The sequence below is a fragment of the Collimonas sp. OK607 genome, assembly GCF_900111995.1.
Classification (GTDB): domain Bacteria; phylum Pseudomonadota; class Gammaproteobacteria; order Burkholderiales; family Burkholderiaceae_D; genus Collimonas.
Genome location: NZ_FOKF01000005.1, coordinates 21,204 through 42,388, shown reverse-complemented (window position 1 = coordinate 42,388; position 21,185 = coordinate 21,204). Strand labels below are relative to the sequence as shown.

General features: G+C 51.3%; 27 protein-coding genes. 15 read left to right on the top strand and 12 right to left on the bottom strand.

The window, feature by feature from the left end:
* The first annotated feature begins 206 nt into the window (after positions 1-206).
* The 5 genes from BM029_RS26235 to BM029_RS26550 all read left to right on the top strand — a co-directional run bounded on the left by BM029_RS26235 (position 207) and on the right by BM029_RS26550 (position 4,261).
* Positions 207-737, top strand: coding sequence for a helix-turn-helix transcriptional regulator (locus BM029_RS26235; protein ID WP_244544918.1), 531 nt, complete (start codon positions 207-209; stop codon positions 735-737).
* Positions 738-829: 92 nt separating this feature from the next.
* The gene (locus tag BM029_RS05350; protein WP_092433337.1) at positions 830-1,144 is read left to right on the top strand and encodes a hypothetical protein; all 315 of its coding nucleotides are present in this window, start codon (positions 830-832) and stop codon (positions 1,142-1,144) included.
* Positions 1,141-2,937: a DUF927 domain-containing protein gene (locus tag BM029_RS05345; RefSeq protein ID WP_092433335.1), complete on the top strand. Its 1,797-nt coding sequence runs from the start codon at positions 1,141-1,143 to the stop codon at positions 2,935-2,937. The genes BM029_RS05350 and BM029_RS05345 overlap by 4 nt, the downstream gene beginning before the upstream one ends.
* A 2-nt stretch (positions 2,938-2,939) precedes the next feature.
* Positions 2,940-3,512: a hypothetical protein gene (locus tag BM029_RS25550; RefSeq protein ID WP_139217200.1), complete on the top strand. Its 573-nt coding sequence runs from the start codon at positions 2,940-2,942 to the stop codon at positions 3,510-3,512.
* 392 nt (positions 3,513-3,904) lie between these two features.
* Complete coding sequence (locus tag BM029_RS26550) at positions 3,905-4,261, top strand: HNH endonuclease (RefSeq protein WP_371329083.1); 357 nt, start codon at positions 3,905-3,907, stop codon at positions 4,259-4,261.
* A 108-nt stretch (positions 4,262-4,369) separates the two neighbouring features.
* Here the strand turns inward: BM029_RS26550 and BM029_RS05335 are convergent, their stop codons facing one another.
* From BM029_RS05335 to BM029_RS05325, 3 genes are all read right to left on the bottom strand, one after another.
* The gene (locus BM029_RS05335; RefSeq protein ID WP_170850992.1) at positions 4,370-5,578 is read right to left on the bottom strand and encodes a tetratricopeptide repeat protein; all 1,209 of its coding nucleotides are present in this window, start codon (positions 5,576-5,578) and stop codon (positions 4,370-4,372) included.
* A 77-nt stretch (positions 5,579-5,655) separates the two neighbouring features.
* Entirely contained in the window at positions 5,656-6,666 is a 1,011-nt protein-coding gene (locus BM029_RS05330) for a hypothetical protein (protein WP_092433329.1), read from the bottom strand.
* A 217-nt stretch (positions 6,667-6,883) separates the two neighbouring features.
* Positions 6,884-7,762 (bottom strand): MORN repeat-containing protein, encoded by an 879-nt coding sequence (locus BM029_RS05325; protein ID WP_092433327.1) that lies wholly within the window; start codon positions 7,760-7,762, stop codon positions 6,884-6,886.
* 425 nt (positions 7,763-8,187) lie between these two features.
* Here BM029_RS05325 and BM029_RS26440 point away from each other — a divergent pair, with 425 nt between their 5' ends.
* Both BM029_RS26440 and BM029_RS26435 read left to right on the top strand, forming a co-directional pair.
* Positions 8,188-8,469 (top strand): SOS response-associated peptidase family protein, encoded by a 282-nt coding sequence (locus BM029_RS26440; RefSeq protein WP_092433326.1) that lies wholly within the window; start codon positions 8,188-8,190, stop codon positions 8,467-8,469.
* The gene (locus tag BM029_RS26435; RefSeq protein WP_092433324.1) at positions 8,448-8,684 is read left to right on the top strand and encodes an SOS response-associated peptidase family protein; all 237 of its coding nucleotides are present in this window, start codon (positions 8,448-8,450) and stop codon (positions 8,682-8,684) included. Before BM029_RS26440 ends, BM029_RS26435 begins: the two co-directional genes overlap by 22 nt.
* A 347-nt stretch (positions 8,685-9,031) precedes the next feature.
* Here the strand turns inward: BM029_RS26435 and BM029_RS05310 are convergent, their stop codons facing one another.
* Complete coding sequence (locus BM029_RS05310; RefSeq protein ID WP_170850990.1) at positions 9,032-9,499, bottom strand: SHOCT domain-containing protein; 468 nt, start codon at positions 9,497-9,499, stop codon at positions 9,032-9,034.
* Between the two features lie 1,223 nt (positions 9,500-10,722).
* Positions 10,723-11,292 (bottom strand): recombinase family protein, encoded by a 570-nt coding sequence (locus BM029_RS05305; protein WP_092433321.1) that lies wholly within the window; start codon positions 11,290-11,292, stop codon positions 10,723-10,725.
* Positions 11,293-11,628: 336 nt separating this feature from the next.
* On the opposite strand from BM029_RS05305, the gene BM029_RS05300 reads away from it, so the two are divergent.
* Complete coding sequence (locus tag BM029_RS05300; protein ID WP_170850989.1) at positions 11,629-12,516, top strand: restriction endonuclease; 888 nt, start codon at positions 11,629-11,631, stop codon at positions 12,514-12,516.
* Positions 12,517-12,555: 39 nt separating this feature from the next.
* Positions 12,556-13,266 carry a hypothetical protein gene (locus BM029_RS05295; protein WP_092433319.1) on the top strand — a complete coding sequence of 237 codons (711 nt, stop codon included), beginning with the start codon at positions 12,556-12,558 and terminating at the stop codon, positions 13,264-13,266.
* Between the two features lie 432 nt (positions 13,267-13,698).
* On the opposite strand, the gene BM029_RS05285 is transcribed toward BM029_RS05295, so the two are convergent.
* The gene (locus BM029_RS05285; protein WP_092433317.1) at positions 13,699-13,974 is read right to left on the bottom strand and encodes a hypothetical protein; all 276 of its coding nucleotides are present in this window, start codon (positions 13,972-13,974) and stop codon (positions 13,699-13,701) included.
* A 150-nt stretch (positions 13,975-14,124) separates the two neighbouring features.
* Here BM029_RS05285 and BM029_RS05280 point away from each other — a divergent pair, with 150 nt between their 5' ends.
* From BM029_RS05280 to BM029_RS05270, 3 genes are all read left to right on the top strand, one after another.
* Positions 14,125-14,406 carry a hypothetical protein gene (locus tag BM029_RS05280; protein WP_139217199.1) on the top strand — a complete coding sequence of 94 codons (282 nt, stop codon included), beginning with the start codon at positions 14,125-14,127 and terminating at the stop codon, positions 14,404-14,406.
* A gap of 46 nt (positions 14,407-14,452) precedes the next feature.
* Positions 14,453-14,830, top strand: coding sequence for an HNH endonuclease signature motif containing protein (locus tag BM029_RS05275; RefSeq protein ID WP_211482443.1), 378 nt, complete (start codon positions 14,453-14,455; stop codon positions 14,828-14,830).
* A 128-nt stretch (positions 14,831-14,958) separates the two neighbouring features.
* Positions 14,959-15,861: an LAPAL motif-containing putative phage structural protein gene (locus tag BM029_RS05270; protein WP_092433313.1), complete on the top strand. Its 903-nt coding sequence runs from the start codon at positions 14,959-14,961 to the stop codon at positions 15,859-15,861.
* 38 nt (positions 15,862-15,899) lie between these two features.
* Here the strand turns inward: BM029_RS05270 and BM029_RS05265 are convergent, their stop codons facing one another.
* Positions 15,900-16,097, bottom strand: coding sequence for a hypothetical protein (locus tag BM029_RS05265; protein WP_092433312.1), 198 nt, complete (start codon positions 16,095-16,097; stop codon positions 15,900-15,902).
* A 424-nt stretch (positions 16,098-16,521) separates the two neighbouring features.
* On the opposite strand from BM029_RS05265, the gene BM029_RS05260 reads away from it, so the two are divergent.
* Together BM029_RS05260 and BM029_RS05255 are read left to right on the top strand one after the other, a co-directional pair.
* A complete protein-coding gene (locus BM029_RS05260; protein ID WP_092413075.1) occupies positions 16,522-16,740 on the top strand; it encodes a dodecin in 219 nt (72 codons plus the stop codon).
* A gap of 278 nt (positions 16,741-17,018) precedes the next feature.
* Complete coding sequence (locus tag BM029_RS05255; RefSeq protein ID WP_092433310.1) at positions 17,019-17,255, top strand: hypothetical protein; 237 nt, start codon at positions 17,019-17,021, stop codon at positions 17,253-17,255.
* 30 nt (positions 17,256-17,285) lie between these two features.
* On the opposite strand, the gene BM029_RS05250 is transcribed toward BM029_RS05255, so the two are convergent.
* The 5 genes from BM029_RS05250 to BM029_RS05225 form a co-directional block, all read right to left on the bottom strand.
* Positions 17,286-18,353 (bottom strand): AI-2E family transporter, encoded by a 1,068-nt coding sequence (locus BM029_RS05250; protein ID WP_092433308.1) that lies wholly within the window; start codon positions 18,351-18,353, stop codon positions 17,286-17,288.
* Positions 18,354-18,779: 426 nt separating this feature from the next.
* The gene (locus BM029_RS05240) at positions 18,780-18,947 is read right to left on the bottom strand and encodes a hypothetical protein (RefSeq protein ID WP_244544916.1); all 168 of its coding nucleotides are present in this window, start codon (positions 18,945-18,947) and stop codon (positions 18,780-18,782) included.
* Between the two features lie 90 nt (positions 18,948-19,037).
* Positions 19,038-19,238, bottom strand: a complete 201-nt coding sequence (locus BM029_RS05235) for a hypothetical protein (protein WP_092433577.1) — start codon at positions 19,236-19,238, stop codon at positions 19,038-19,040.
* Positions 19,239-19,376: 138 nt separating this feature from the next.
* On the bottom strand, positions 19,377-19,814 hold the full coding sequence (locus tag BM029_RS26495) for a pilin (RefSeq protein ID WP_092433301.1): 438 nt from the start codon (positions 19,812-19,814) through the stop codon (positions 19,377-19,379).
* A gap of 203 nt (positions 19,815-20,017) precedes the next feature.
* Complete coding sequence (locus tag BM029_RS05225) at positions 20,018-20,593, bottom strand: TMEM175 family protein (RefSeq protein ID WP_092433299.1); 576 nt, start codon at positions 20,591-20,593, stop codon at positions 20,018-20,020.
* Between the two features lie 260 nt (positions 20,594-20,853).
* Here BM029_RS05225 and BM029_RS05220 point away from each other — a divergent pair, with 260 nt between their 5' ends.
* Entirely contained in the window at positions 20,854-21,165 is a 312-nt protein-coding gene (locus tag BM029_RS05220; protein ID WP_092433297.1) for a hypothetical protein, read from the top strand.
* Positions 21,166-21,185 lie beyond the last annotated feature (20 nt).

Below are 21,185 nucleotides of genomic sequence, written 5' to 3'. Positions count from 1 at the left end.
CAATCTCCTTATGTTGCGCGCAGGTGAGATTTTCAATCTGATCTAGTGGCAGCAGGAACGCAGCGGGTTTAGAGAGGAGAGGATTACTATATAAACCGCCCATTTTATTACTTGTACCCCTAGACAGTTCTGGACTAGAATTGCCGTCCCCCGACAGAGCTGGACAATGCCGAGGTTACGAGACGCTTTATTTTTTAGGAAATGCAATGAAATTAATTTGTAAAAACGGGCGCACGGTAAATCTATTAAGTGGTTTGGAAAGGGAAGGCGCCGTGACTAAGCTCCAAAGGTCGTATGGCAGTGATATTTATAACGCATGCATGTCTCGTCACGCTGGTGGCCCATCATACAAAGGTACGACGGCAGCAGTAACGGCTGATTGTGCAATTGAATCTCCTGGCAGCGACGGCGCGACCGCAGGAGCTGCTGGCGATGACGATGATGGTGGCGATGGCGATCCTGATAGTGATCGAGCGTCCCACATCCCGCAAAAATCCCGCTATACAGAAATACTTCAAACCGCGCTTCATAAAAAGCGTATCACCACGTCCAAACGCATCTTGCGAATGGCAGAGTTAAAAGTCCAAATCGGACTATCTCGCAGCACAATCTACGAATTCATAAAAAGTGGGAATTTCCCGCGATCAGTGTCATTGGGTTCTCGAGCCGTAGGATGGTTGAGTTCCGATATTGATGCGTGGGTAGAAAGTCGCGTCATTACCTCTAACGTAGCTTAAGGGGACGATATGACAGACAAAAAGAAAGCCACCGTTGGCGCGGTAGCTCATGAAATCACACGTCCCGACGAATCCAACATTAGCGGTGCGATATGAGCGCGCTAGTTCAATTGAAAGAAGCCGTTGATGCAGGCGGTATGCCTGACAAGCGTATTGTTTGGCTTGGCCTTGGTATCACGCCACCAAAATTCAACTCGATAAAAATTGAATTCGATGATCTGCCAACTGACGACGAATGTCTATCAGTAGCAGGCCTGGACGTAGTGCTAACCTATTGCGGAGACCTGATTCGATACAGCATTCTGTGGAAAATCTGCAAGGCGTTGTTAAAGGCAAGGCCTCGACGGCTGCAAATTGTTGACCTGGACACAAAGCGTGTTGCATTTCTCAAATTGGGGGCGGTATGAGCCCAGCCGCCATATCCGGGAAAATGAAAATCGTACCCGCCGAGCCGGACTTGATCGAGTTGCGAGAGCTACTGGCAAAGAGTCGCGCCGATCAACCTATTAAGCATATTGACGGTATGCCCAAAGGTTTTGTCGTATCTAAATCAGGCGTCTTTTTTACCCCCGACCAATCGGGAGACCGCGAGTCGAGGACTATTCGCGTGTGTTCTGAACTGTACGTCATTGCGTTAATTCGAGATCGTTCATCCGAGAACTGGGGGCGAGTGATCAAGTTCAATGATGCCGATGGAGTCTCCCATAAATGGGCAGTTCCCATGGAAATGTTGGCAAGTGATGGCGCAGATATGCGGCGGGAGTTGTCGCGTCAAGGATTGGCCATAGCACCCAGCATAACAGCCCGGAACAAGCTGGCGGAATACCTAATCGAATGCGTGCCCAAGGCCAGGGCGCGCTGCGTTCAGCAAACGGGCTGGTTTGATAACGTGTTCGTCATGCCAGATCGCACCATCGGGGAAAGCAAGGAAATTGTTCTGTATCAATCGGGAAGTAAGACGATCTGTCAATACCTGCAAGGCGGTACACTTGACCAGTGGCGCAACAGCGTAGCGCAGCTTTGCACCGGGAATAGTCGCCTAATCTTTGCTTTGTCTGCCTCATTCGCCGGGATGATTCTTCATCATGCCGGGCAGGAGTCTGGTGGAATCCATTTTGTCGGCGGCAGTTCAACAGGGAAGAGTACGGCGCAATTGGTCGCTGCTTCGGTCTATGGCAGTTCAGCATTTAAACAGAGTTGGAGGGCCACAGGGAATGCATTGGAAGGTACTTGTGCGCTTCACAACGATGCGGCGCTTATTCTGGACGAAATGGCCGAGGTAGACCCGAAAGAAGTTGGCAGCATTGTGTACATGATTGGCAACGGCACGGGCAAAGGGCGTGCCGGACGCACAGGTGAGGCAAAGCAACGAAAGACGTGGCGCTTGATGATTGTCAGCTCAGGTGAGATTGGACTGGCACAGCATATGCGCGACGGCGGCAGAATTGCCAAGGCAGGCCAAGAGGTACGCATGATCGACATTGCAGCCGATGCCGGTGCGGGTCAAGGCTTGTTTGAGGAGTTACACGGCTATGAGGGCGGCGCGAAGTTGTCGGATGCTATCAAAGAGGCCACCCAGACTTATTACGGCACGCCTGCAATTGCCTTCTTGGAGCAACTTACCGGTGATCTGGAAAATTTTCCAGCTGCTCTAAAAACGGCAATGAACGCCTTTGTCGCGAACCACTTGCCACGTGACGCAGGTGGACAAGCAGAGCGTGTCTGCAACAAGTTCGCCGTCATTGCCATTGCCGGCGAGTACGCAACCGGGGCAGGCATTACCGGATGGCAGCAAGGTGAAGCAGTAGCGGCGGCGGCAACATGTTTTCGGTCATGGCTCGACAGTCGGGGCGGCGGAGGGAATCAGGAGAAAACCGCGATTTTAGCTAGCGTAAAGGCGTTCTTTGAATCGCATGGAGAATCAAGATTCTCAGATATAAAGGACACCTCCGGTAGAGTCACGATCAATCGAGCGGGCTTCAGGAAAACGACAGACGAAGGACAGGAATATTTTGTGCTGCCCGAAGCATACAGGCGCGACGTATGTGCCGGGTTCGATACGAAGACCGTCACAAAGGTTTTGAAAGAAGAAGGGTGGCTGGAGTCTGACAAGGACGGGAAAACATCGCAGAAAAAACGATTGCCGGGAATTGGCTCAACGAGATGCTATGTGTTCACGTCAAAAGTGCTGGGGGACTGAATATGTGGCTAGATGCATTTAAACCAAAAGCAGGAAACATGCAAACAAATGGTGGGGCGGGTGGAACAAATGGAACACCGCCTTGCAAACCCAATGAATACAAGGATTTCACCGTTCCACCTGCGCACTCAACTGCAATAGGTCAAGATGGAACAAATGGAACAGAAATCTATCTTGTTCCACCTGGCCCATTATGTTCCACCGCGACAAAAACAAACTCGAACACTGATGCACTACCCCGCAAACCCAATGAACACCTAGGACTCGCTATTCCCGTTCCACTTGTTCCACCCGATCCACCGCAAATCCACGTCAAATCGGAAAATGAAGTCGGCACGGGAGATGTGCTGGCACGATTTCGATTTGATCTTGTGCAGCGGGATATTGCGTCAGGCTTTCCCGGAGAGGATCTACGGCGCGTCAATAACATTGCTTACCGATTGATTATGGCGCGTGGTTTCCAGTTTGAGGAGGCAATAGCAGAAGCGGGGAGGTGGGTTGCTGATAATCCGCCTCGCAGTGACGAAGCAGCGTTCGTTGATGTGATGGCCCTGATTGAAAGGGCAAAGCAATGACCGCTAGTTAAACAGGAAATCAATCGCCGGATGGACGCGCTGATGAGGGCCGACACACTGGGATGGTTTAATCCTGGCTCACTGGGCGACGTTCTTCTGGCGGAGCTTAAAGAAGTCTCGTACGACTTCGGTACCGGAATGGGGACCTCCGCCGATTCCTTGGCTCCGCTTTAAGCATTCAGTTCGAACTAGATTATGAGCATCATTACGGGTTAGAAAACTTCTACATCCGCTCCTATTGCGAGAAATTTTGTGTATAATTTTTTCACCTCTTGCAACTGAGGGGTTTGGGTATCTCTATGAAGAGTGCCTTTTTTGCCAGTCGGAGTGACTCTGCTGGTTCCCGTGATGTTGTGACAACGAGCGGGTTCCTTTAAATATCGGAGCTGCTCATGACTACCTCTCTATCTCGTCTTCGTTCTGTCGCGTTCACCCGCCAATCGGGCCGCTGTTTTTACTGTAATGTGCCAATGTGGCAGCGCGATCCCGCTGAACTCATCAAGAAACACAAAATTACAGTTGGCCAGGCCAAGCGTTTGCAGTGTACAGGCGAGCACCTACAGGCTCGTTGCGCTGGAGGGGCGACATTGCAAACAAATATTGTCGCCGCGTGTTTGTATTGCAATGGTACCCGCCACAAGAGCAAGCGTCCGCTTTCTCCAGATAAGTATAAAGAGCGAATACGGCGTCTGATGAATGCTCAGCGATGGCATGAGCGATGGGTTTTCAAACACGGTTTGTTTAAGTAGCCGGAAGCCTTTCGGTGCCGACTTTGACGAGGCCAAAACACATTACGAACTCGGGGTACCATTCCATTAGCCTCGGCCAGAAGCGGACCAATTCTCAGATCGGATTTCCTAATTCGATTGCAATTTGTTTAGTGCGTCGGTAGCTTCGGGATAACCAAGCTGCTGCGCCTGTTTGTAATAACGCGCCGCGTCCTTTGTATCCGGAGTCAAACCTATCGCTCCCACTTCATACCAGTATCCCAGTTGATAGTTAGCGACCGCATCTCCCGCGGCCGCAATTTTTTTCTGTTGCCGCAATGCCATTCGATAATAGGTCAAGGCTCGCTCGGGATTCTTCGCATTCCCGTAGACCCCGAAGGCGTAGGTCGATGCCGCATCGGTAAGGGCCTCAAAATCCTCGCCGGCTTCCGCTCTACGAAGCTGGATCCCGGTCGCGGCTTCGGATAATTTATCCTCGGTCGCCAAGCCGGCGTCCTTCTCGGCTTCAGGCAAGGTTCTCCAATACATCAACGCAGACAACTTGCTGCCGGCCTCCGCCGCTTTGATGTAATAAGTAGTGGCCATGCGAGTATTTTTTTGAATTCCATTGCTGCCTTTTTCCATGAACATTCCCATTTTCTGAAGCGCTCGGTACTCTCCTAGCGCTGCGCTTTTTTGATAAAGCTCGACGGCAAGCGCCATGTTTTTTGAAACCTGAGACCCCCTCTCCAACAGCGAGGCGTATTCGTACATGGCCTCGGCGTTGCCGGCGTCAGCGCCTTTCCTATACCAGTCGACGGATTTCTTCATGTCGACCGGGCCGGCAAGTCCTTGTTTCCAGAACATTCCAAGGCGCGCCATAGCCGCGCCGTCGCCGGCGGCAGCAGCATTTTCCAGAGACGGCATTTCATTGCGCCGCTTGGTTTCCATCGCGCTTTCACTGGTCTCAACAGCTTTATCGACGCGTGTAATGGCTTCCGCCCGGAACTGCGGACTCTTGTTGAAAACGACCTCTATCCGTTTGGCAACGCCCGCGCCAAGCGTGAAGCTTTGCTCAAATATCTGGTCGTAGTATTCGTCACGTTTTTTTGTTGCCCTGATCTGGATGAGGCCTGTCTTGACCTCCATGTCAATCGGGCATTCCCCTTTCAGAACGCCATTGACGCTCACCTGCGCGTCCATGCTTTTCCCTTCGCAAAAGACACGTATTGCCGACAGTTCCGCCGGCGCTTGCTTTGACGAGTTTGCCCCTTTTGCTTTGGCGGGAGACGCCGTTTCTGCAGAGCTGACTAGGCCGTGCGCAAACAGCAATGCAATCAATAGATAGCGGCGATTCATTATTTTTTCCATTTTATTTTCTCGCTGTTAACCACGGACCATACCGTAGCTCTTTCTGTAGATGTCTTTATGCAGATTTATTTCGGAACGCAGGTAAAAGTGCCGTCTGCGCGATCTTGAATTTCATCCTTGCCGAATGAAATTCCGCCTTCGCACGCAGCATAGTGATAGTTGTCGATAGCACGTGCATATTGTTTGTCTCCAGGCATCACGTTGATCGAATGCGTGTAGAAACTGTTGCCAGTGGGGCCGTCCCCGCAATGTTTGTTCGAATATTTGAGATCACCGCACCACACCACGAAGATCTGGATATTGCAAGTGTTGCTAAAAGCGACGTCTTCCTTTTCACGCGCGACGGAGACGCAGCGTATGGCGTCGCGTCCGGTATTGATCGAGTTCGATTTCTTTTGAGTTGTTGTTGTGGCCGCTGCTGTAGCCGGCGCCGCCTCGCGAACCGGTTTGCTCTCCGACGTACGTCTCGTTTCTGCCGCAACAGCCTGCGCACGTTGAGTTTCCTGCTGTGCTTGCACCAATTGAATACGCTGGGTTTCGGCCTGGCGTTGCTGCTGCTGGCGTTGTGACTCGATTTGCGAACGTTCCTGAGCCAGGCGTCGTTGATCGTTCGCTACGGTTCTCGCGGCCTCCGCCTGCTGCTTCTCAAATTGTCGATTGCGCGCCTGTTCTGCCGCCCGCACATTTGCCTGCGCGCGGATGGTTTGCGAATACACATTGCCTGCTGCAGCGATGCGATTGTTGAGGTTTTCACGTTCGTCGGCCTCCGCCTGCGCTTGCCGATCGGCATCGCGCGCACGTTGTTCGGCTTGCAGCAGCTGGGCCTCCTGCTCTTCCAGTTCGCGCTGGCGCTGCGCGATGACGCGCTCCTCTTCTCTGATGCGTTCTTTTTCCGCGAGAGAGGCGTCTTCGGCGCGTTTGAGTGTGCTTTTGGATTTACTGTCGTTGGCGAGCTTGCGTGCTGCGCGCAAATGGGTGTCGGCACAGTTGAAGTCGCGTGCAGCAATGCACTGGTTTGCCTTGGAAATCGAGACGTCGAAGTCGCCTTTGTCCATTTTGTCGAATTGGTCGCTCATGCGCAGAAGGTCCTGTGCATGTGGAGTTCTGCTATAACACGCCATTGCGCAACAGGCGAGAATCAACAGAGTACGTAAGCGGTAGGTGTCCCAGCTGAATTGGAATTTCCCCCCATCACAAAAATTTGCCTTGTTCAAAATGATTCTCCCCTGCCGCATGCTGATGCACGTCGGCTAATTGTTATAAATAGCGCTTTAGAAAATTGGAAACCGACCGTTACTCCGGACCGATGAATTTGTTTCGTTCGAATTTTCCGGCTGTGCGGGTACCGTCTGCGCTGATTAGCACGCCCTTGCCGTTCATCTGGCCGTTTCTCAATTCGCCTTCGTAGCGATCACCGTTCTTTTTGATCAGAATGCCCTTCACAGTTGTTTTCCAGTCCTGGAAGTCGCCTTCATAGCGATCGCCATTGGCGTACATCTGCACGCCACGTCCGCGTTGCTGACCTCCGACAAACATGCCCTCAAAATTTTCCCCGTTGTGAAAAATTTGTTTGCCCTGTCCTTCGATCTTTCCCTGAACGAAGTTGCCTGTGAGACGACCGTACTCCTGGATGCCGTCCACCGACCACACCAACTCTCCGGGGCCTGAGCCAGCGCCCCCCTTGCAAGCGCCGCTCCAGGACTTGACAGATGCATGCATATCCTCAGGCATATTCAAAAGGAAATAGCAGCCTTTGCTATCAGCTAGATAATTCAGCGCCAATTCGGCTTTGGCGAGCGGACTGCCGGCCGTGACCCCACGCATGAGCACGGGAAAAGGCGTTCTTCTTGCCCAGAAATTGTCCCATTCGGGCGGTTGGGAATAAGCAGGGGCTTTTGGCAATTCAATACGTTGTGCGACACCAGCGCCTAGAGGTACGTCCACGCTATAGACGAGTTTGTATTTACCATCTTTTTTTGTTGCGACTTCCAGTCGATGACTGCCCGGCTTGGTGGTGATATCCACCGGACATTTGCCTTTGTAATCGCCGTCCAGCACTACATCGGAACCTCTGTCCTCCTCATCGCAGGTCAAACGTACGTATGAGTCGGCAGCAAACGCATGTGCCGAAGTGAGAAGTACCGTTAAGCCTATAAGCCGAAGAGTAGTCATGGGAAGAGGACGAAAGTTTGCGAAATTGGATACGATTAAATGTATCTAATTGTTACATAGATCCATTTATTCTCCGTTGCAAAAATTGTCCTCTTCCCTATTCGTGCCACAGTTCCAGCACTTGAAGTATGGGCCGTACTTTCCGTTCGAATGATATGAGGCGGGCATGCTGCAGGAATAACATAGTTCGCCAATTCCTCGCCACTCTTGCCAAACCCGCCAGGCGTTGTAAGCCAGGCACAAGATGCTGGCCGCTATTGATGCGAGGCCAGCGTAATTTATCCGTGCCCAGTTTAGAAAGACAATCGTTTCCCTCGTCATTGAATTGATACTAACATTATATAAATGTAATGCCAGATTGCAACTTGTCACTTCTCTGGCAAATGGCATAATAAATTCCTCTCTACCTTTCTAGGGATCGATGTATGTGCGGACGAATCACCCAAACCAGAGAAGCCAGAGCATACGCCAAGAAAGTCGGCTGGTCGGAGGTTGACTATCGCGACCGTGACTGGCATCCAGACTGGAATATGCCACCTGGTCGCAACCCGTTCGTGTTGCATCTGCTTGGCGGGAAACCAGCAATTGATTCTGTACACTGGGGATATCACCCCAAATGGGCTGTCGAGCGAAAGCTGCCTATGATGATTAATGCACGGCTTGAAAAAGCGGCTACCGGCGCAGCATGTTTAAGTCTGGGCGGGTGATTGTCCCCGCCGAGGGGTGGTACGAATGGACGGGCGAGAAAGGTCACAAACAGCCGTGGTACATACGGCTAAAATCGGGCGAGTCGATGCTCATGGCTGCGATAACCGATTTCCGGCCAGGGAGTGAAATGCACGAAGGCTCGGGTTGGGCCGTTTCCAATTCCCGCTATTGCTCACGCGACAATTGGCGATCTATCCGCAAATTCCAGACTTGAGAAGAAGTGGCCGACTACTTGAAAGCAAAAACTAGAAAAAGTCAGTGCCCGTTTTCGCCTCAGTATGTGCTTGAGCCATCTCATGGAATCACCTCAATAGCACCAGTGGAATGTCGCGAAGATGCGGTAAGAATTGATGAGTCAGCGAGGGAAGCCAAGTACCTCCTCCGGAATTAGTTTCGTCGATTCCGTATTTATCAGCATGGGCGATGCCTGTGATTAGCGAACAGAAAAAGAAAGCTACAACGGTGCGCATCCGAAACCTATCATTTGAGGTGATGGGTATGAGAAGCCGAATTGGCGAGGTACGCGGTCTCTATGGGTTGAGGAGTGAGTGGCTGCAATACTCACTGAGTAGCGAGCAACTTCTTCTTCTGGGACTCAAACTCTGAGTCTGTAATCACGCCCGAGTCCTTCAAGTCTTTCAATTTTTTGAGTTCGGTGTACAAGTCTTTGGTCTCCTTGGTAGAAGAAGACTGCCGGACAGTTTGATCAATTTCGATTCTCTGGGTTGGGGGCTTCGTGCTATCGAAGTCACCTTTGCGCCCGAAGCTTGAGACCTTACCGCTTTGAATTGCTACGTAGTAGTCACCAGGCCGATTAGCATCGGCGGCTATAACAGTCTTTACCCAACTATATTGCATGTACTCGGTATCACCGCTTGCCGAAACGGACTTGGGTGGGCCGAGCAGCTTTAGCACATCACTCTTAGGCATGCCTATGGACAACTGGTTGAGTTGGTCCGCCGTGCCAAAGACCATGGCCATGCATCCGGTGAGCGAGAAAGCGAGCAAGATAGTGAGGAATCTGGTCATGCAAATACTCTCTTGATTTTTGAATGGTAACGACGAAACAGCTAAGCGACGCCATTGTTGTATGACTGGTCGCATTGTTTAATTTATATAGTAGCAATCTTTCTACATAAATAATACAACTATTGCAATGCGGTACGATGTACATCTATCAGAGTGTCAAATTGCCAGCGCAGTCGCTACGGCCGCCAAGTTGTCGGCCGACAGAAATAGACGCGCTATGAGCCTTTATCCAATGGGCGGCAAAGCAACAGCCAAAGCAACACGAAAACCGTAGTTGATATCATGCGACGACAGCGGGTTTGCGAGAATAGGGGTACTCCCAAATTTGGGGACACCCCCAACGGACAAGATGCCCCTGGAGAAAATTATCCGGATGCACGCGCTGGAGTTCAGCACTCACTAACAGCTGTGGGACTAATGAGTCTGACTTTTCAGGAGTCGTCGCGGAGAAGCGCTATTCAACATCCACCGATGGTGGTTAATCACGCCTGCGCACGCATGAGTGACACATTTAATCCTATCCACAAATTGTGGCTGGGATGCCTCGTGCACGCCCGCGAGTGACGCTGTCGAACCCTCATTGAGGAGTGGAACCGTCTTCCCAAAATTGAGGAGGCGGTACCGCCGACAATGAAAAGCCCGTGCGCCCGAGAGTTGGGTGCGATTCGGCTTGGTCGGATTTGAAATCCAGCCAAGTCCGTGCGCGCGCGAGTTCGGTGTTTCCAGTTCTGTTTCCACGGAAAAGGCTGCTGAAAATAGTTACTCAAATCCGCCTGGACGCTATAAACGGGGGCTTTTCAAGAGCGCTTACGCCATCCTTTGCGGCGTGAGACCCATCCAGAATTGGATGCATCTTTCCCAAGGCGCCCTCTAAATTTTTAGGAACGCACTCACCGATATCTTTCGGGCAATGAGAATGCAGATTCAAAATCCGACTTCTATGTCGCGTTTCAAACGCTACTTCCGCCATTGGCGGATGTTGAACGGACGGTGAGTATGGCGACTATTTTGTATCGATATAACGGTGGCTTCACGGTTAGGTAACGCTGAGCATTACTGGTACGCAAAGCAACGGTACGCAACGTGGTGCGCACGGAAACGGGCATTTCAAATGCGTACCTTGGTTCGCCAGTAATAACTAGCTTGCCGCAAGACTAGGTCAGCGCGGTAGCTCAAGCCGTTTCAAAGAGTCGCGTTCAAACGCTACCCCTCCGATACTTCAATCATAAATCGCCTGTCACCCGCATGATGCTGGCCCGGGATACACCATAGGTCCGAGACAGTGCACTTACGGATGCCCCGTTCTTCCGCATGTCGATGATCTCAGTGCGCTGCACGTCGTTTGTCTTGGTTGGCCGGCCAAGGGTCTTGCCTTCAGCCTTCGCACGGGCCAAACCAGATTGAGTCCGTTCGACCAGCAGATCCCGCTCCATCTCTGCGACGGCCGTCAACATATTCAGCATCAGCTTTCCGGCTGGCGATGCCAGATCGAGCGTCCCGAGCTGCAGGACTATGACCTGAATCTTCCGCGCGGCCAATGTCTTGATCGTTACGCCAACATCTTGGGCATCACGGCCGAGACGATCCAGTTTTGAGACCACAAGCGTTTCGGCATCGCGGATCTGGCCGAGCAGTGCTTTGAACTGCGGTCGTTGTGATGCATGGGTCTTTCCACTCACGCCCTCATCTGCATACCAGTAATCAACTTTGAAGCCCGCCTTCTCGATATCCCGGCGCTGATTCTCGGTCGTCTGGTCTTTTGTGCTGACTCGACCGTAAGCGAAAGTTGCCATGCTGCTGTTCTCCATTAATTTTGTGTTGCGGCAACGTCCATTGCCGTTCAATAATGTATTAAATATATATGAACATGTTCAAAAATGAAATGCATAAGTTATGAACAGTGTAAATAGTTCTTCCCGTCAGTGTTCATAAACGGTCGTTTTCGAACACGCATGCATCGAGCCAAACTGAGTGTCGTAGCAAAGTAATGCCCCGATACTGAAATCCTGTTGCTCAATAGAAAACGGTGGTGTACTTTGAAAACATGTTAAACAGATGACACTTCAGAAGAGCTGCGAGCAAAGGAAACTATGGCGCGCCGACGGTCAAATGCAGGGTTGATAGACGTCTTGCTGAAACTCCCAGCGTGGGTGAGTTTGCTCGTGGGATGTGTAGCTTTCGCGGGGATGCGCTGGATACTGCCGGCGATGTGGGCCGGCAATCTCTACCTGAAGAGTATCGCCGCAGGATTGCAAGCGATCGCTTGGATGCCGTTATTGGTCTTCGGGTTTGTTGGACTCATTGCCTTTGCCACTGCCAAGGCCGGCAAGGCAGTCGAAAATATTGATACGGGCAAACGGCCGCGATTCAAGCGCGAACCATTGAACCCGCCATCCGGTTCTACTCTGGATAACCGCTGGGGTGCTTCCAACCAGACCATCGATGAAGCTATAAGGGGTAAAGGTCCATCTGATGCCTGGAGTGTGGAAGCACTGAGATCACTGGAGTGGAAGCGATTCGAATTGCTGTGCGCGAAATACTACGAGGCAGTTGGATTTAAGTCCGAAACGATACGTTGCGGCGCCGATGGTGGAATTGACGTGAAATTGTTCAAGCACGATCCTGCCAAGCCGCTGGCAGTTGTGCAATGCAAAGCCTGGAACGCCCGCTTGGTAGGCGTCAAAGAAATACGCGAATTACTAGGGGTGATGACTTCAGAGAAGGTGGTACGCGGTGTGTTCATTACCACCGGCTCATACAGCAAAGATGCATTGGTATTCGGTGATGCCAATCCTATGCAGTTGTTGGACGGCCCAGGCTTCGTAAAGAAGATTCAAGAGTTATCGACTGAAAATCAAACTGAACTGCTCAAGTTCGCATTCGGGGGTGATTACGCCACCCCTACGTGTGCATCTTGCGGAATCAAGATGGTAAAACGAGATAGCAAGCGTGGAGTATTTTGGGGCTGCCGCAATTATCCGCGTTGTAAAAGCAAATTCATAATCAGAGAGCAATAGGGCGGAACTGCACGCTATATTGCCGGACAGGGAGAGAAAATGAAAAAAATAATTGCATTGCTTTTTACGATGATTGTGGCCACTGGTTGTAGCAAGCCGCAAGACGTAGTCCTTTCACCGGACCCAGCGAAGTGGGGGCAGGAGGTGAGCGATGCCGCACAAAAATTGTCAGAAGATGATCGCAAGCTGTTGGCCGGATATGCAATGCGAAGCGCAATCGGAACTGCATTTGGCGGAAAAGGAATAGTCCCAGGCACAACAATTGGGACTGCAATCGCTGAACAAAAACAATGGATTTTGCAGCAGCAAGCGGAGCAAGCCGAGCAAGAAGCTCTCAAACAAAAGCTAGTTGCTGAGCAACTGGCATTTCAAAAAACGGTGGCGGAGGCTCTGACGGTAACGGTTTTGGAAAAAAAGGTACTACCGAAGGACTACCATGCCAGTCGCTATTCTGACTACCAGACTTTCAAATTGGGTCTGCAGAATAAGAGTGGAAAAGATATTGAAGGCGTGGCTGGGCGAGTACAGTTTTATGACATATTTGATAAAGAAGTGTATTCCATCCGGTTTAGTTTCGATGAAGGAGTCAAGGCAGGTGCTACTGCTGTCTGGGAAGGTGGCCTAGACATCAATCAATTTAATGATGGGCAAAAAAACCTTGCTAATCTTGCAGAGGGAAAATACACAACTCGTTTTTTTCCTAGTGCAATCGTCTTTGCTGATGGCACGAAATTGAAAGTGTCTGATTAACCGCATCCCGGCAGGTGTGGCACTGGGCAATGGTGTGGCGGCTGGCTACGGGTTCGAGCTTCATCCCATCGATGTGCTCATGGAATGTCGAACCGAGCTTGAGCCAGTCGACGTCGACGACGAATATGTTGTTCGCCTGGATCTGCTGCACCTGCTAGCTCGTCCATTTGGTGAGTGTGACAAGCAGTGTTGATGTGTAGTAGTCGCTATCTTCAAATACATTACTTTAATCGTAACGCGCCGTCGATCTCTGATATTGGAATCATGCCCAAGCCGTTAAGCGACAGCCGGCCGGCGCGTACCATCTTACAAATCGTCTGCGCGGAAAGGCCCAACATTTGCGCTGCCTGCACCTGCGTTACCTGTGAAGGCCGCGGATGTTGCTCGGCGTAAATCTGCGCACCGCGCCTGGCGCACTCAATCAATATATCTTCAGTCACCATGTAATCGTCCCATTCGCTCTACGACCATCTCGGCAATTTCTTCAGATCGAAAATCCAGTTCCAGGCCAGTATAGGTGCCTACGACAAAGTGAGAGTAGGAAAGCTCAACCGCGTGACTTTCGTCGACGTCGCCGGCAATCGCCTTGATCACGTCAGCGATGCGTGAGTAATCGTAATCCTCCGCAATTTTTTCGTCACCGGTGAAAACCTGGTATCCATAAAATCCAGGCTTAATTTTTGAAATCGCTGCTTTCACTGACATCATTTGGCCTCCGGATTGGTTAAAACGATATGCGAAAGCATTAGCTCACATAAGTTTTCCGACAGTACAGCAATTAGCAGTAGTCGCGATGTTTTTTGGCAACATTGAAGAATACACACAATAACTTGCTGTATTGTTGATCCAGGGAGAAAAATGAAAAATACAATACTTGCTCTTGCTGCAGCCGTAGCCTTGTCTGGATGCGCCACGCAAACTGGTGTCATTTCAACTGGCCCAGGGACATACATGGTCTTGAAACAAGGAAATGGTTTCTGGACAGCGCCCAGTACCTTGAATGCCGACGTCATTCAGGAAGCTAGTCAATATTGCGCTAATCAAAGTAAGGCACTCAAAATCATCAACACCCGCCAGGCCGGTGTCGGCTTTCGACCAGGCGCATATCCTGAAGCTGAAATTGAGTTCAGCTGCATCTAACAAATAAGGCGCCACGGCACGCTCATTTGCCGGAGGGGATTGAAAAATGAAAACAACCATCGCATTGACGATTCTGTTTGCCGCCTCGCTATTTGCCGTCACCCCAGCCGGCGCCAGAGTCGAGCGCAGCGCCTCAGCAAAACATGAGTTTCAACATATGACGCCGTGTCCAAGCACTGGGCAGAATCTCGGCAAGTGCCCTGGTTACGTGATCGACCATATTGATCCGCTATGTCACGGCGGAGCTGATGCACCGGCTAACATGCAGTGGCAGACAATTGCTGATGGAAAGGCTAAAGACCAGAGAGAGCGGGAGTTGTGCCACGTAAGCTATCGGCGCGTGCCATCTAGTTCAGCCTGCCTAACCGGCCCGCGCGGTGGCCGGTATCGAATGGTGAATGGACACAAGCGGTATGGGTGTTGAGAAATGAGGTGAGCGCCTAGTCGCCGGCAATTGGTTGCCAGTCCAAGCACTTGACGCAGTCGTGGCGCATGATCGTTGATTGCAAAACAAAAACAGCATCAATATGGGGAGCAATGTAAACTGTGGATATGTCTACTTTTCGAATTACTTATGATGGTCCGGCACTTGAAACATCTGAAATGGATGTTCGCGAGCTCGCACCCGCCTTATTGTCGATAGGGGACCTTCTAGAAGCGGCAACTACAGCGCTATACGGCGATCAGATCAAGCCACAGGTGAGCGTAAAAGGAAGCTTTAAAACCGGCAGCTTTGGAATTGATTTCAATCTAGCAACCAGTCTTCTATCTCGAGTGCGCGACATATTCGCAGGAGACAACGCAGCTGCGATTGCAAACTCCTTAGCAATTCTTGGCGCACTCGGCTTTGTCTCTAAAAAAGTCGCAAAGCCTGGACTGTTCGCGGTCCTAAAATGGATCAAGGGCAGAAAGATTGAGCGGGTAGAAACGTCCGAAGATTCTGCAGTGATTTACGTTGATGGCGATCAGCTAACTATTGAATTAAGTGTCCTTGTGCTACTAAGGGATGTTTCAGTACGCAACGCGACAAGCAAAGTTTTGGAGCCGCTTTCTAGGAGTGGCATCGATACATTCGCGGCTGGCACAGACAGTGAAATTGTGGAAACAGTAACAGCAGATGAAATAAGTTGGTTTGTCGCCCCTGTGCCAACAGATGAATTGCTACTAGACGATGTCCGAAAAATGGCATTTTCAATCGTCTCGCTTGCCTTCAAAGAAGATAATAAATGGCGGTTGTATGACGGCGCCGCGACAATCCACGCAACAATTACCGATATTGAATTTTTGAGCAAAGTAGATCGGAATCAGATTGCTTTCGCAAAAGGTGACGTTTTAGTATGTGATGTGCGCGTCTTGCAATGGCAAACCACATCTGGTGCGAAGACAGAATACGAGGTAGTCCGGGTAATAGAGCATCGGACATCAGCAAGACAAATACCGCTGCCTGGCCTATAAATCACGACTATCCAGCCCACCCTACGCGGTGGGCTTTTTTACGCCGGTCGCTCGACCAGGCTCACATCCCAATCCCCTTCGTAGCCAAATGACGGCGCCGGTCTTTCCTCTACCATCCAGAAATTAGTCCTGGCAATGAAGTCCGGCGCCATGTACCAGTGCGCATCCCGGTCGGCATCCATCGCCCACCACCTAGCGCCCGTCGGCGCTTTCTTCCAGTCGATCTCTGTCGGCATGGCATCACCCTCCCTCGCTCCATTCTAGTCAGCCTTTGCGATATGGCAACGTCAAACCGCTTCAGTGGTTTTTTACGCCCTGTGGATAACTCGATGCAGTTTATGTTTTAAGTACACAGGTAAGTACACAATTTCAAGATGATCTTCAAAAACCCAATATGGCAAAGGCTTTCAAGATGCTCACTAGCTTCTGTATCGAAATAGGCACTGATATAAATAGCTTAAAAGGGTATTGAAAATCGGTTGAGGGACACAATATTGATTTGGTCTCCTCCAACTCTCCCTAAGTTTTGGACTTAGCCCGCAACCGAAAGGTTGGCGGGCTTTTTTTTGGTTCATCGCGGATTGCTTTACTGCGCAGCAGGAGTAAAGTGAACGGGCACGTGCATCTTCCTTAAAACAGTAATTAACAAAGGAGATTCGTATGTCCGCACATACTTACAAGATAGTCGAACTCGTCGGATCGTCCACGATTGGCACTGACGACGCCATCCAGAACGCGATTTCCAAGGCCGCACTTACGGTAAAACACATTGACTGGTTTGAAGTCATTGGAACCCGGGGACATGTAGCTGACGGCAAGGTCGCTCACTTTCAGGTCACGCTCAAAGTCGGCTTCAGACTTTTGGACGGCGCGCCCTGACCGGGCGATTGCCATATATAAATAGTAAATAACTCAAAAGGTCTTGAAAATTGGCCGGTGGGCACAATATTGTCTTGGTCTCCTCCAAATCTCCCTAAGTTTTGGACTTAGCCCGCTGCCGAAAGGCTGGCGGGCTTTTTTTTGTTTATTGCAAACGCATGAGATAATGACAAAATAATAATAAAGCCGATTCACAAACTCGCAGAAATTATTTTCAACGACAAATCAAAGGTGTACATTGCCTATAACGTCGAACCGAGACGCATATGAAACCGCATATGAAACACTTCTCCACCTTTCTTCGCGAAAATCCCCTCTACGCGGCGTTGCTGGGTGTACTCGCGATATTTGCCGTGATAAAAGGTATCACCGTCGGAATTGCCTACGTCATTGGCGCGACGCTTAAGCTTGGCGTTGTGGCAGTGGGTCTTTTACTTGCCCTGAAAATACTGCTGGTGACTGCATGGTTTGCCAACAGGGCAAAGCGTCAGTCCAGGCCCCTCCTGCTGAAATAACGCGATTTTCGATTACCAGCCTGAACCGGCTTACCTCACCCAATCGCGCCACAACACCATCAGCACCGTCATCAACGCAGGACCGATGAACAGGCCGAGCAATCCGAACGTCTGCGCGCCGCCGAGAATACCGAACAGAACCAGCAGGAACGGCAGGCGCGTCGAGCTGCCGATCAGCAGCGGTCGCACCAGATGTTCGGCAATCAGCACGACGACAAACCCGAATATGAGGACGCTGACGGCGCCGACGGTTGCACCCTGCACAAACAACCACAGAGCGGCTCCGCAAAAAATGATCGGCGCGCAAAACGGCAGCATGGCGGCAATCGCCGTCAACAAGCCAAGTAGCGTCGCATGTGGCACACCGGCTATCGCGTAGGCGATACCCAGCAGCGCACCTTCGCCGATGCCGACCACCACCAGGCCGGCGACGGTGCCGCGCACAGCTGCCGTCATCTGGCTTGCGATCAGCGCGCCGTCGTCGCCAAAAGCGCGGCGGGTTGCCTTGACCAGGTTTTCGCTCATGCGCGGACCGGCCAGGAAGATAACGAAAAGCGTGACCAGCATGAAACCGAACAGGATCAGCCCGTGCGCGGCGACCGCGCCAAAATGGCGGCCGAAAGCAACGGCCGTTTCACCATGCAACCCGTTCATTACCGGTGAATCGTGTAGCGGACGTGCGAGATTTTCTTGCCACCAGCTTGCGATCTGCTGCGCCCCGAAAGGCAAGTGATTGATCAGGTCAGGCAGTGGGATGCCGTTGGCTTCCGCCTGCTTGAACCAGGTTACGAAATCGTGCGTCTCATGCGCGGCCTGCGTAATGACGAGTACGAAAGGCAGCACGACGAACAACGCGACAGCGGCTGTGAGCAATAAAGCGACGATGGTTGCGCGGGCCCGCGATCCACGCTGCGGTTCCAGGCGCAACAACAGAGGCCACAACGCTATCGCAATTACGGCGGCCCAAACCACTGCCGGAATGAAATCGCGCACAACCCACAGCGCGAGTATGACGAGCACCGCGTAGAGCGCGGTCGATGCGGCTTGCTGGATTTTCTTGTTGCCGGGTTCTGGCTCGCCAGACTTGCGTTGGATCATAGAGGTGTCTTTTTTAGTTGATATGCGCCTTGGCCAACCGGAGCCGTTTTCAATGGTAACCGAAACGTGTACAGTCCATATTCCGCCTAATAAAGGGATCTATGAAATACCTCTCCAGGCTGCTCCGCGACGAGAACCTCTACCTGTGCCTGCTGTGCATACCCATGATGTTTGCCATTTTAAGAGGCAGCAAATTTGGCATTGCTCATGTCGACAGCATGACGCTCAAGATCTGCATTGCAATCCTGGCTCTTTTCCTGACATTGAAAATGACGTGGCTGGCTGCCTTGATCATCCAGATGGCAAAGAGCCTGTACAGGATTTGCGTAAGGAAGTAGCGCGCCTCGTATCCTCTCGATATCGAGGGTCGACGATCAGCGTACGGCACGACTGACGGCAATAGTGCCCGCCACCTGCGATCAGTGATTAATAGCGGTTGGGGTTGTCATCCCTGCGACGATCATCGCCTCTGTCATCGTGGTGCTCGTGCTGGTCGCCGCCATTTCTATAACCGCCATCTCTCGGACCATACGGGGCAACTACGCAGCCGCTGAGCAGGACAGCCAAACCAAACAAGATAGCAAGGCGTTTCATGATGTATTCCAGACTTTTCAGGGATATCAGTTTCGACGCTTGAATCCGCGTATCGTTCATTCCGCCCGAATCGGTCCGATATGGAAACGGCTAACTGGCCGGCCGTTCGGTCAGGCTCTCGCGCCAGTCGCCGGAATAGCCGAAAGTCGGGGCATGGACTTCCTGGGCGTACCAAAAATGTGTCCTGAGCTTATGATTTGGCTCCATGAACCAATGGGCGTGCCCGCTTGCATCTATTGCCCACCAATGCGCGCCTTTCGGCGCATGCCTCCAGTCAACGTCGCCGTACATATTTGCCTCTTGCTTCTCAGCTACAAAAATAATGTCTTGAAGCAGCAATTTCTACAATTTTCATTACAGAACCCAGACGCTTAACAGACATCTACACAGAATAAAAATTCTGACAGGCAAATTGATTGACGAGTTCCGTTATTTACACAACACCGTGGCGAGGCAGCCGCTGCCGCTAGTCGACCATTGGACCGGATTGCCGGCGGTTGGCGTCAACACGTAGGTATCTGTGGCAAGAATGCCATCTTTTACTTGAGGGACAATTGTAATGACGCCGTTCTTGGTGCTGACCGTAGCCACTCGGCCGCCGGGATCTCCGGTGGAGTCCGCAGGAATCCCATTGGCGCCGCCATCGCAACCGGCGATGGCATTCAATTTCTGCACGCAAGCCTCGACTGCAGATTTAGCCGCGACACTCGCCGCAATCACCTCTGCAAATTTTTCTTTCTTCAGACGGTTTTGATAAGCAGGTATAACAACCGCTGCCAAAATACCAATAATCGCAACAACCAGCATCAACTCTATCAACGTGAAACCTTGATCCCTCCGGACAGGCAGGCGATGTGAATTTTTCATTTTGACACCCTCTGATTTAGTGGAGCAGGCGGAGCTTCCAATTAGAGAGGCGGAAGCAGATTTTGTTCTTTCGGTTCGTGCAAGACTGGTGCGCGTGTTGCCTATGATGGATTTTATGCATCCATTGCCAAAAATGCAAAGTATCGGCTGTCAAATTTATTCGTTGATCTTCGCTCCCCGGGCTATCGACTGCAACGGCCGCTTCAGGTGTTAATTACTTTCTCGATACGGCGATCAGGAATTAACCACATGATCGCAACCAGCACATACAACCCGAGCGCCAGCCACCGATTGACGAAAGAGAACGGAATCGCAATCGCGTACGAAATCACCGAAATCTTCCCCTTGAAGTCATTGCCGACCGCCTGGGCCAGGGTCGATTCCTTTCCATGTAGCTTGATCAACGTGCGACTCAAAATGTAGTAGGCGACGCCGGCCATCAGCAGCACCACGCCATACAGCGCCACCGGCACTTCGGAAAAATGGTTTTCCCCCATCCAGCCGGTGGCGAACGGAATCAGCGAGAGCCAGAACAACAGATGCAGATTGGCCCACAAGACCGAACCATTGATCTTTTGTACCGCATGCAGCATGTGATGATGGTTGTTCCAGTAGATACCAGTATAGATAAAACTGAGTATGTAGCTGACGAACACCGGCAGTATCAGCCACAGCGCGGCCAGGCTAGGTTCGTGCGGCACTTTCATTTCAAGCACCATGATGGTGATGATGATGGCGATGACGCCATCGCTGAATGCTTCCAGCCGGCTCTTTCCCATACAAGATTTCCTTTAATTCAGCTAAACCCGTTCCTGATTATCTATTCTCTAAGATTCTGTTGCATAAATCCGAATTTTGGACGGATAAGCATGCCAAATGCACAAAAGAGAAGACGATTTTGCATTCTCATTTTGCTACATTCATTTACTTAAAGTTACACTTGTTGCCCCTCCGAACAACATCTACTCATTATTGTCCGTACACTGAAATCATGAAACGGCGAAATCGCCAGATGGTGTGCAGGTAAACAGGAAATAAAATGAAAAAACTTTTAGCATGTCTAGCGTTTGGTGTGATCGCTGCTGGTGCTTGCGGCAGCGCTGCAGCACGCGTGGATGTCGGCGTTGGCATTTACGTCGAGCCGCCGCAACCGTATTACCCGCCAGTTGTACAGTACGAACCGCGTTATGTTCCTGCGCCGGTGTATTACCCTCCGCAGCCAGTCTACGTGGAACCCGGCTGGCGCGAGCGCCGCGAATGGCGGGAGCGTCGTGACGACGAGTGGCGCCGCGAAGAATGGCGGCGTCGTGAAGGTTGGCGTGAACACCGCCGCCATCGCGATGATGATTGAGGTTGCAGCCTCGGTGATTT

What these genes read in the sequence shown, in the direction of transcription:
- BM029_RS05225 (WP_092433299.1), bottom strand. Translation starts at nt 20,593, where the DNA reads ATGGGAAAGAGCCGGCTGGAAGCATTCAGCGATGGCGTCATCGCCATC.
- BM029_RS05255 (WP_092433310.1), top strand. Translation starts at nt 17,019, where the DNA reads ATGAAACACTTCTCCACCTTTCTTCGCGAAAATCCCCTCTACGCGGCG.
- BM029_RS26550 (WP_371329083.1), top strand. Translation starts at nt 3,905, where the DNA reads ATGACTACCTCTCTATCTCGTCTTCGTTCTGTCGCGTTCACCCGCCAA.
- BM029_RS05335 (WP_170850992.1), bottom strand. Translation starts at nt 5,578, where the DNA reads ATGAATCGCCGCTATCTATTGATTGCATTGCTGTTTGCGCACGGCCTA.
- BM029_RS05250 (WP_092433308.1), bottom strand. Translation starts at nt 18,353, where the DNA reads ATGATCCAACGCAAGTCTGGCGAGCCAGAACCCGGCAACAAGAAAATC.
- BM029_RS05305 (WP_092433321.1), bottom strand. Translation starts at nt 11,292, where the DNA reads ATGGCAACTTTCGCTTACGGTCGAGTCAGCACAAAAGACCAGACGACC.
- BM029_RS05280 (WP_139217199.1), top strand. Translation starts at nt 14,125, where the DNA reads ATGAAAAATACAATACTTGCTCTTGCTGCAGCCGTAGCCTTGTCTGGA.
- BM029_RS05350 (WP_092433337.1), top strand. Translation starts at nt 830, where the DNA reads ATGAGCGCGCTAGTTCAATTGAAAGAAGCCGTTGATGCAGGCGGTATG.
- BM029_RS05345 (WP_092433335.1), top strand. Translation starts at nt 1,141, where the DNA reads ATGAGCCCAGCCGCCATATCCGGGAAAATGAAAATCGTACCCGCCGAG.
- BM029_RS05240 (WP_244544916.1), bottom strand. Translation starts at nt 18,947, where the DNA reads ATGAAACGCCTTGCTATCTTGTTTGGTTTGGCTGTCCTGCTCAGCGGC.
- BM029_RS05275 (WP_211482443.1), top strand. Translation starts at nt 14,453, where the DNA reads ATGAAAACAACCATCGCATTGACGATTCTGTTTGCCGCCTCGCTATTT.
- BM029_RS05220 (WP_092433297.1), top strand. Translation starts at nt 20,854, where the DNA reads ATGAAAAAACTTTTAGCATGTCTAGCGTTTGGTGTGATCGCTGCTGGT.
- BM029_RS05310 (WP_170850990.1), bottom strand. Translation starts at nt 9,499, where the DNA reads ATGACCAGATTCCTCACTATCTTGCTCGCTTTCTCGCTCACCGGATGC.
- BM029_RS25550 (WP_139217200.1), top strand. Translation starts at nt 2,940, where the DNA reads ATGTGGCTAGATGCATTTAAACCAAAAGCAGGAAACATGCAAACAAAT.
- BM029_RS05235 (WP_092433577.1), bottom strand. Translation starts at nt 19,238, where the DNA reads ATGTACGGCGACGTTGACTGGAGGCATGCGCCGAAAGGCGCGCATTGG.
- BM029_RS26440 (WP_092433326.1), top strand. Translation starts at nt 8,188, where the DNA reads ATGTGCGGACGAATCACCCAAACCAGAGAAGCCAGAGCATACGCCAAG.
- BM029_RS26235 (WP_244544918.1), top strand. Translation starts at nt 207, where the DNA reads ATGAAATTAATTTGTAAAAACGGGCGCACGGTAAATCTATTAAGTGGT.
- BM029_RS05295 (WP_092433319.1), top strand. Translation starts at nt 12,556, where the DNA reads ATGAAAAAAATAATTGCATTGCTTTTTACGATGATTGTGGCCACTGGT.
- BM029_RS05265 (WP_092433312.1), bottom strand. Translation starts at nt 16,097, where the DNA reads ATGCCGACAGAGATCGACTGGAAGAAAGCGCCGACGGGCGCTAGGTGG.
- BM029_RS05270 (WP_092433313.1), top strand. Translation starts at nt 14,959, where the DNA reads ATGTCTACTTTTCGAATTACTTATGATGGTCCGGCACTTGAAACATCT.
- BM029_RS05285 (WP_092433317.1), bottom strand. Translation starts at nt 13,974, where the DNA reads ATGATGTCAGTGAAAGCAGCGATTTCAAAAATTAAGCCTGGATTTTAT.
- BM029_RS05330 (WP_092433329.1), bottom strand. Translation starts at nt 6,666, where the DNA reads ATGAGCGACCAATTCGACAAAATGGACAAAGGCGACTTCGACGTCTCG.
- BM029_RS05325 (WP_092433327.1), bottom strand. Translation starts at nt 7,762, where the DNA reads ATGACTACTCTTCGGCTTATAGGCTTAACGGTACTTCTCACTTCGGCA.
- BM029_RS05260 (WP_092413075.1), top strand. Translation starts at nt 16,522, where the DNA reads ATGTCCGCACATACTTACAAGATAGTCGAACTCGTCGGATCGTCCACG.
- BM029_RS26435 (WP_092433324.1), top strand. Translation starts at nt 8,448, where the DNA reads ATGTTTAAGTCTGGGCGGGTGATTGTCCCCGCCGAGGGGTGGTACGAA.
- BM029_RS26495 (WP_092433301.1), bottom strand. Translation starts at nt 19,814, where the DNA reads ATGAAAAATTCACATCGCCTGCCTGTCCGGAGGGATCAAGGTTTCACG.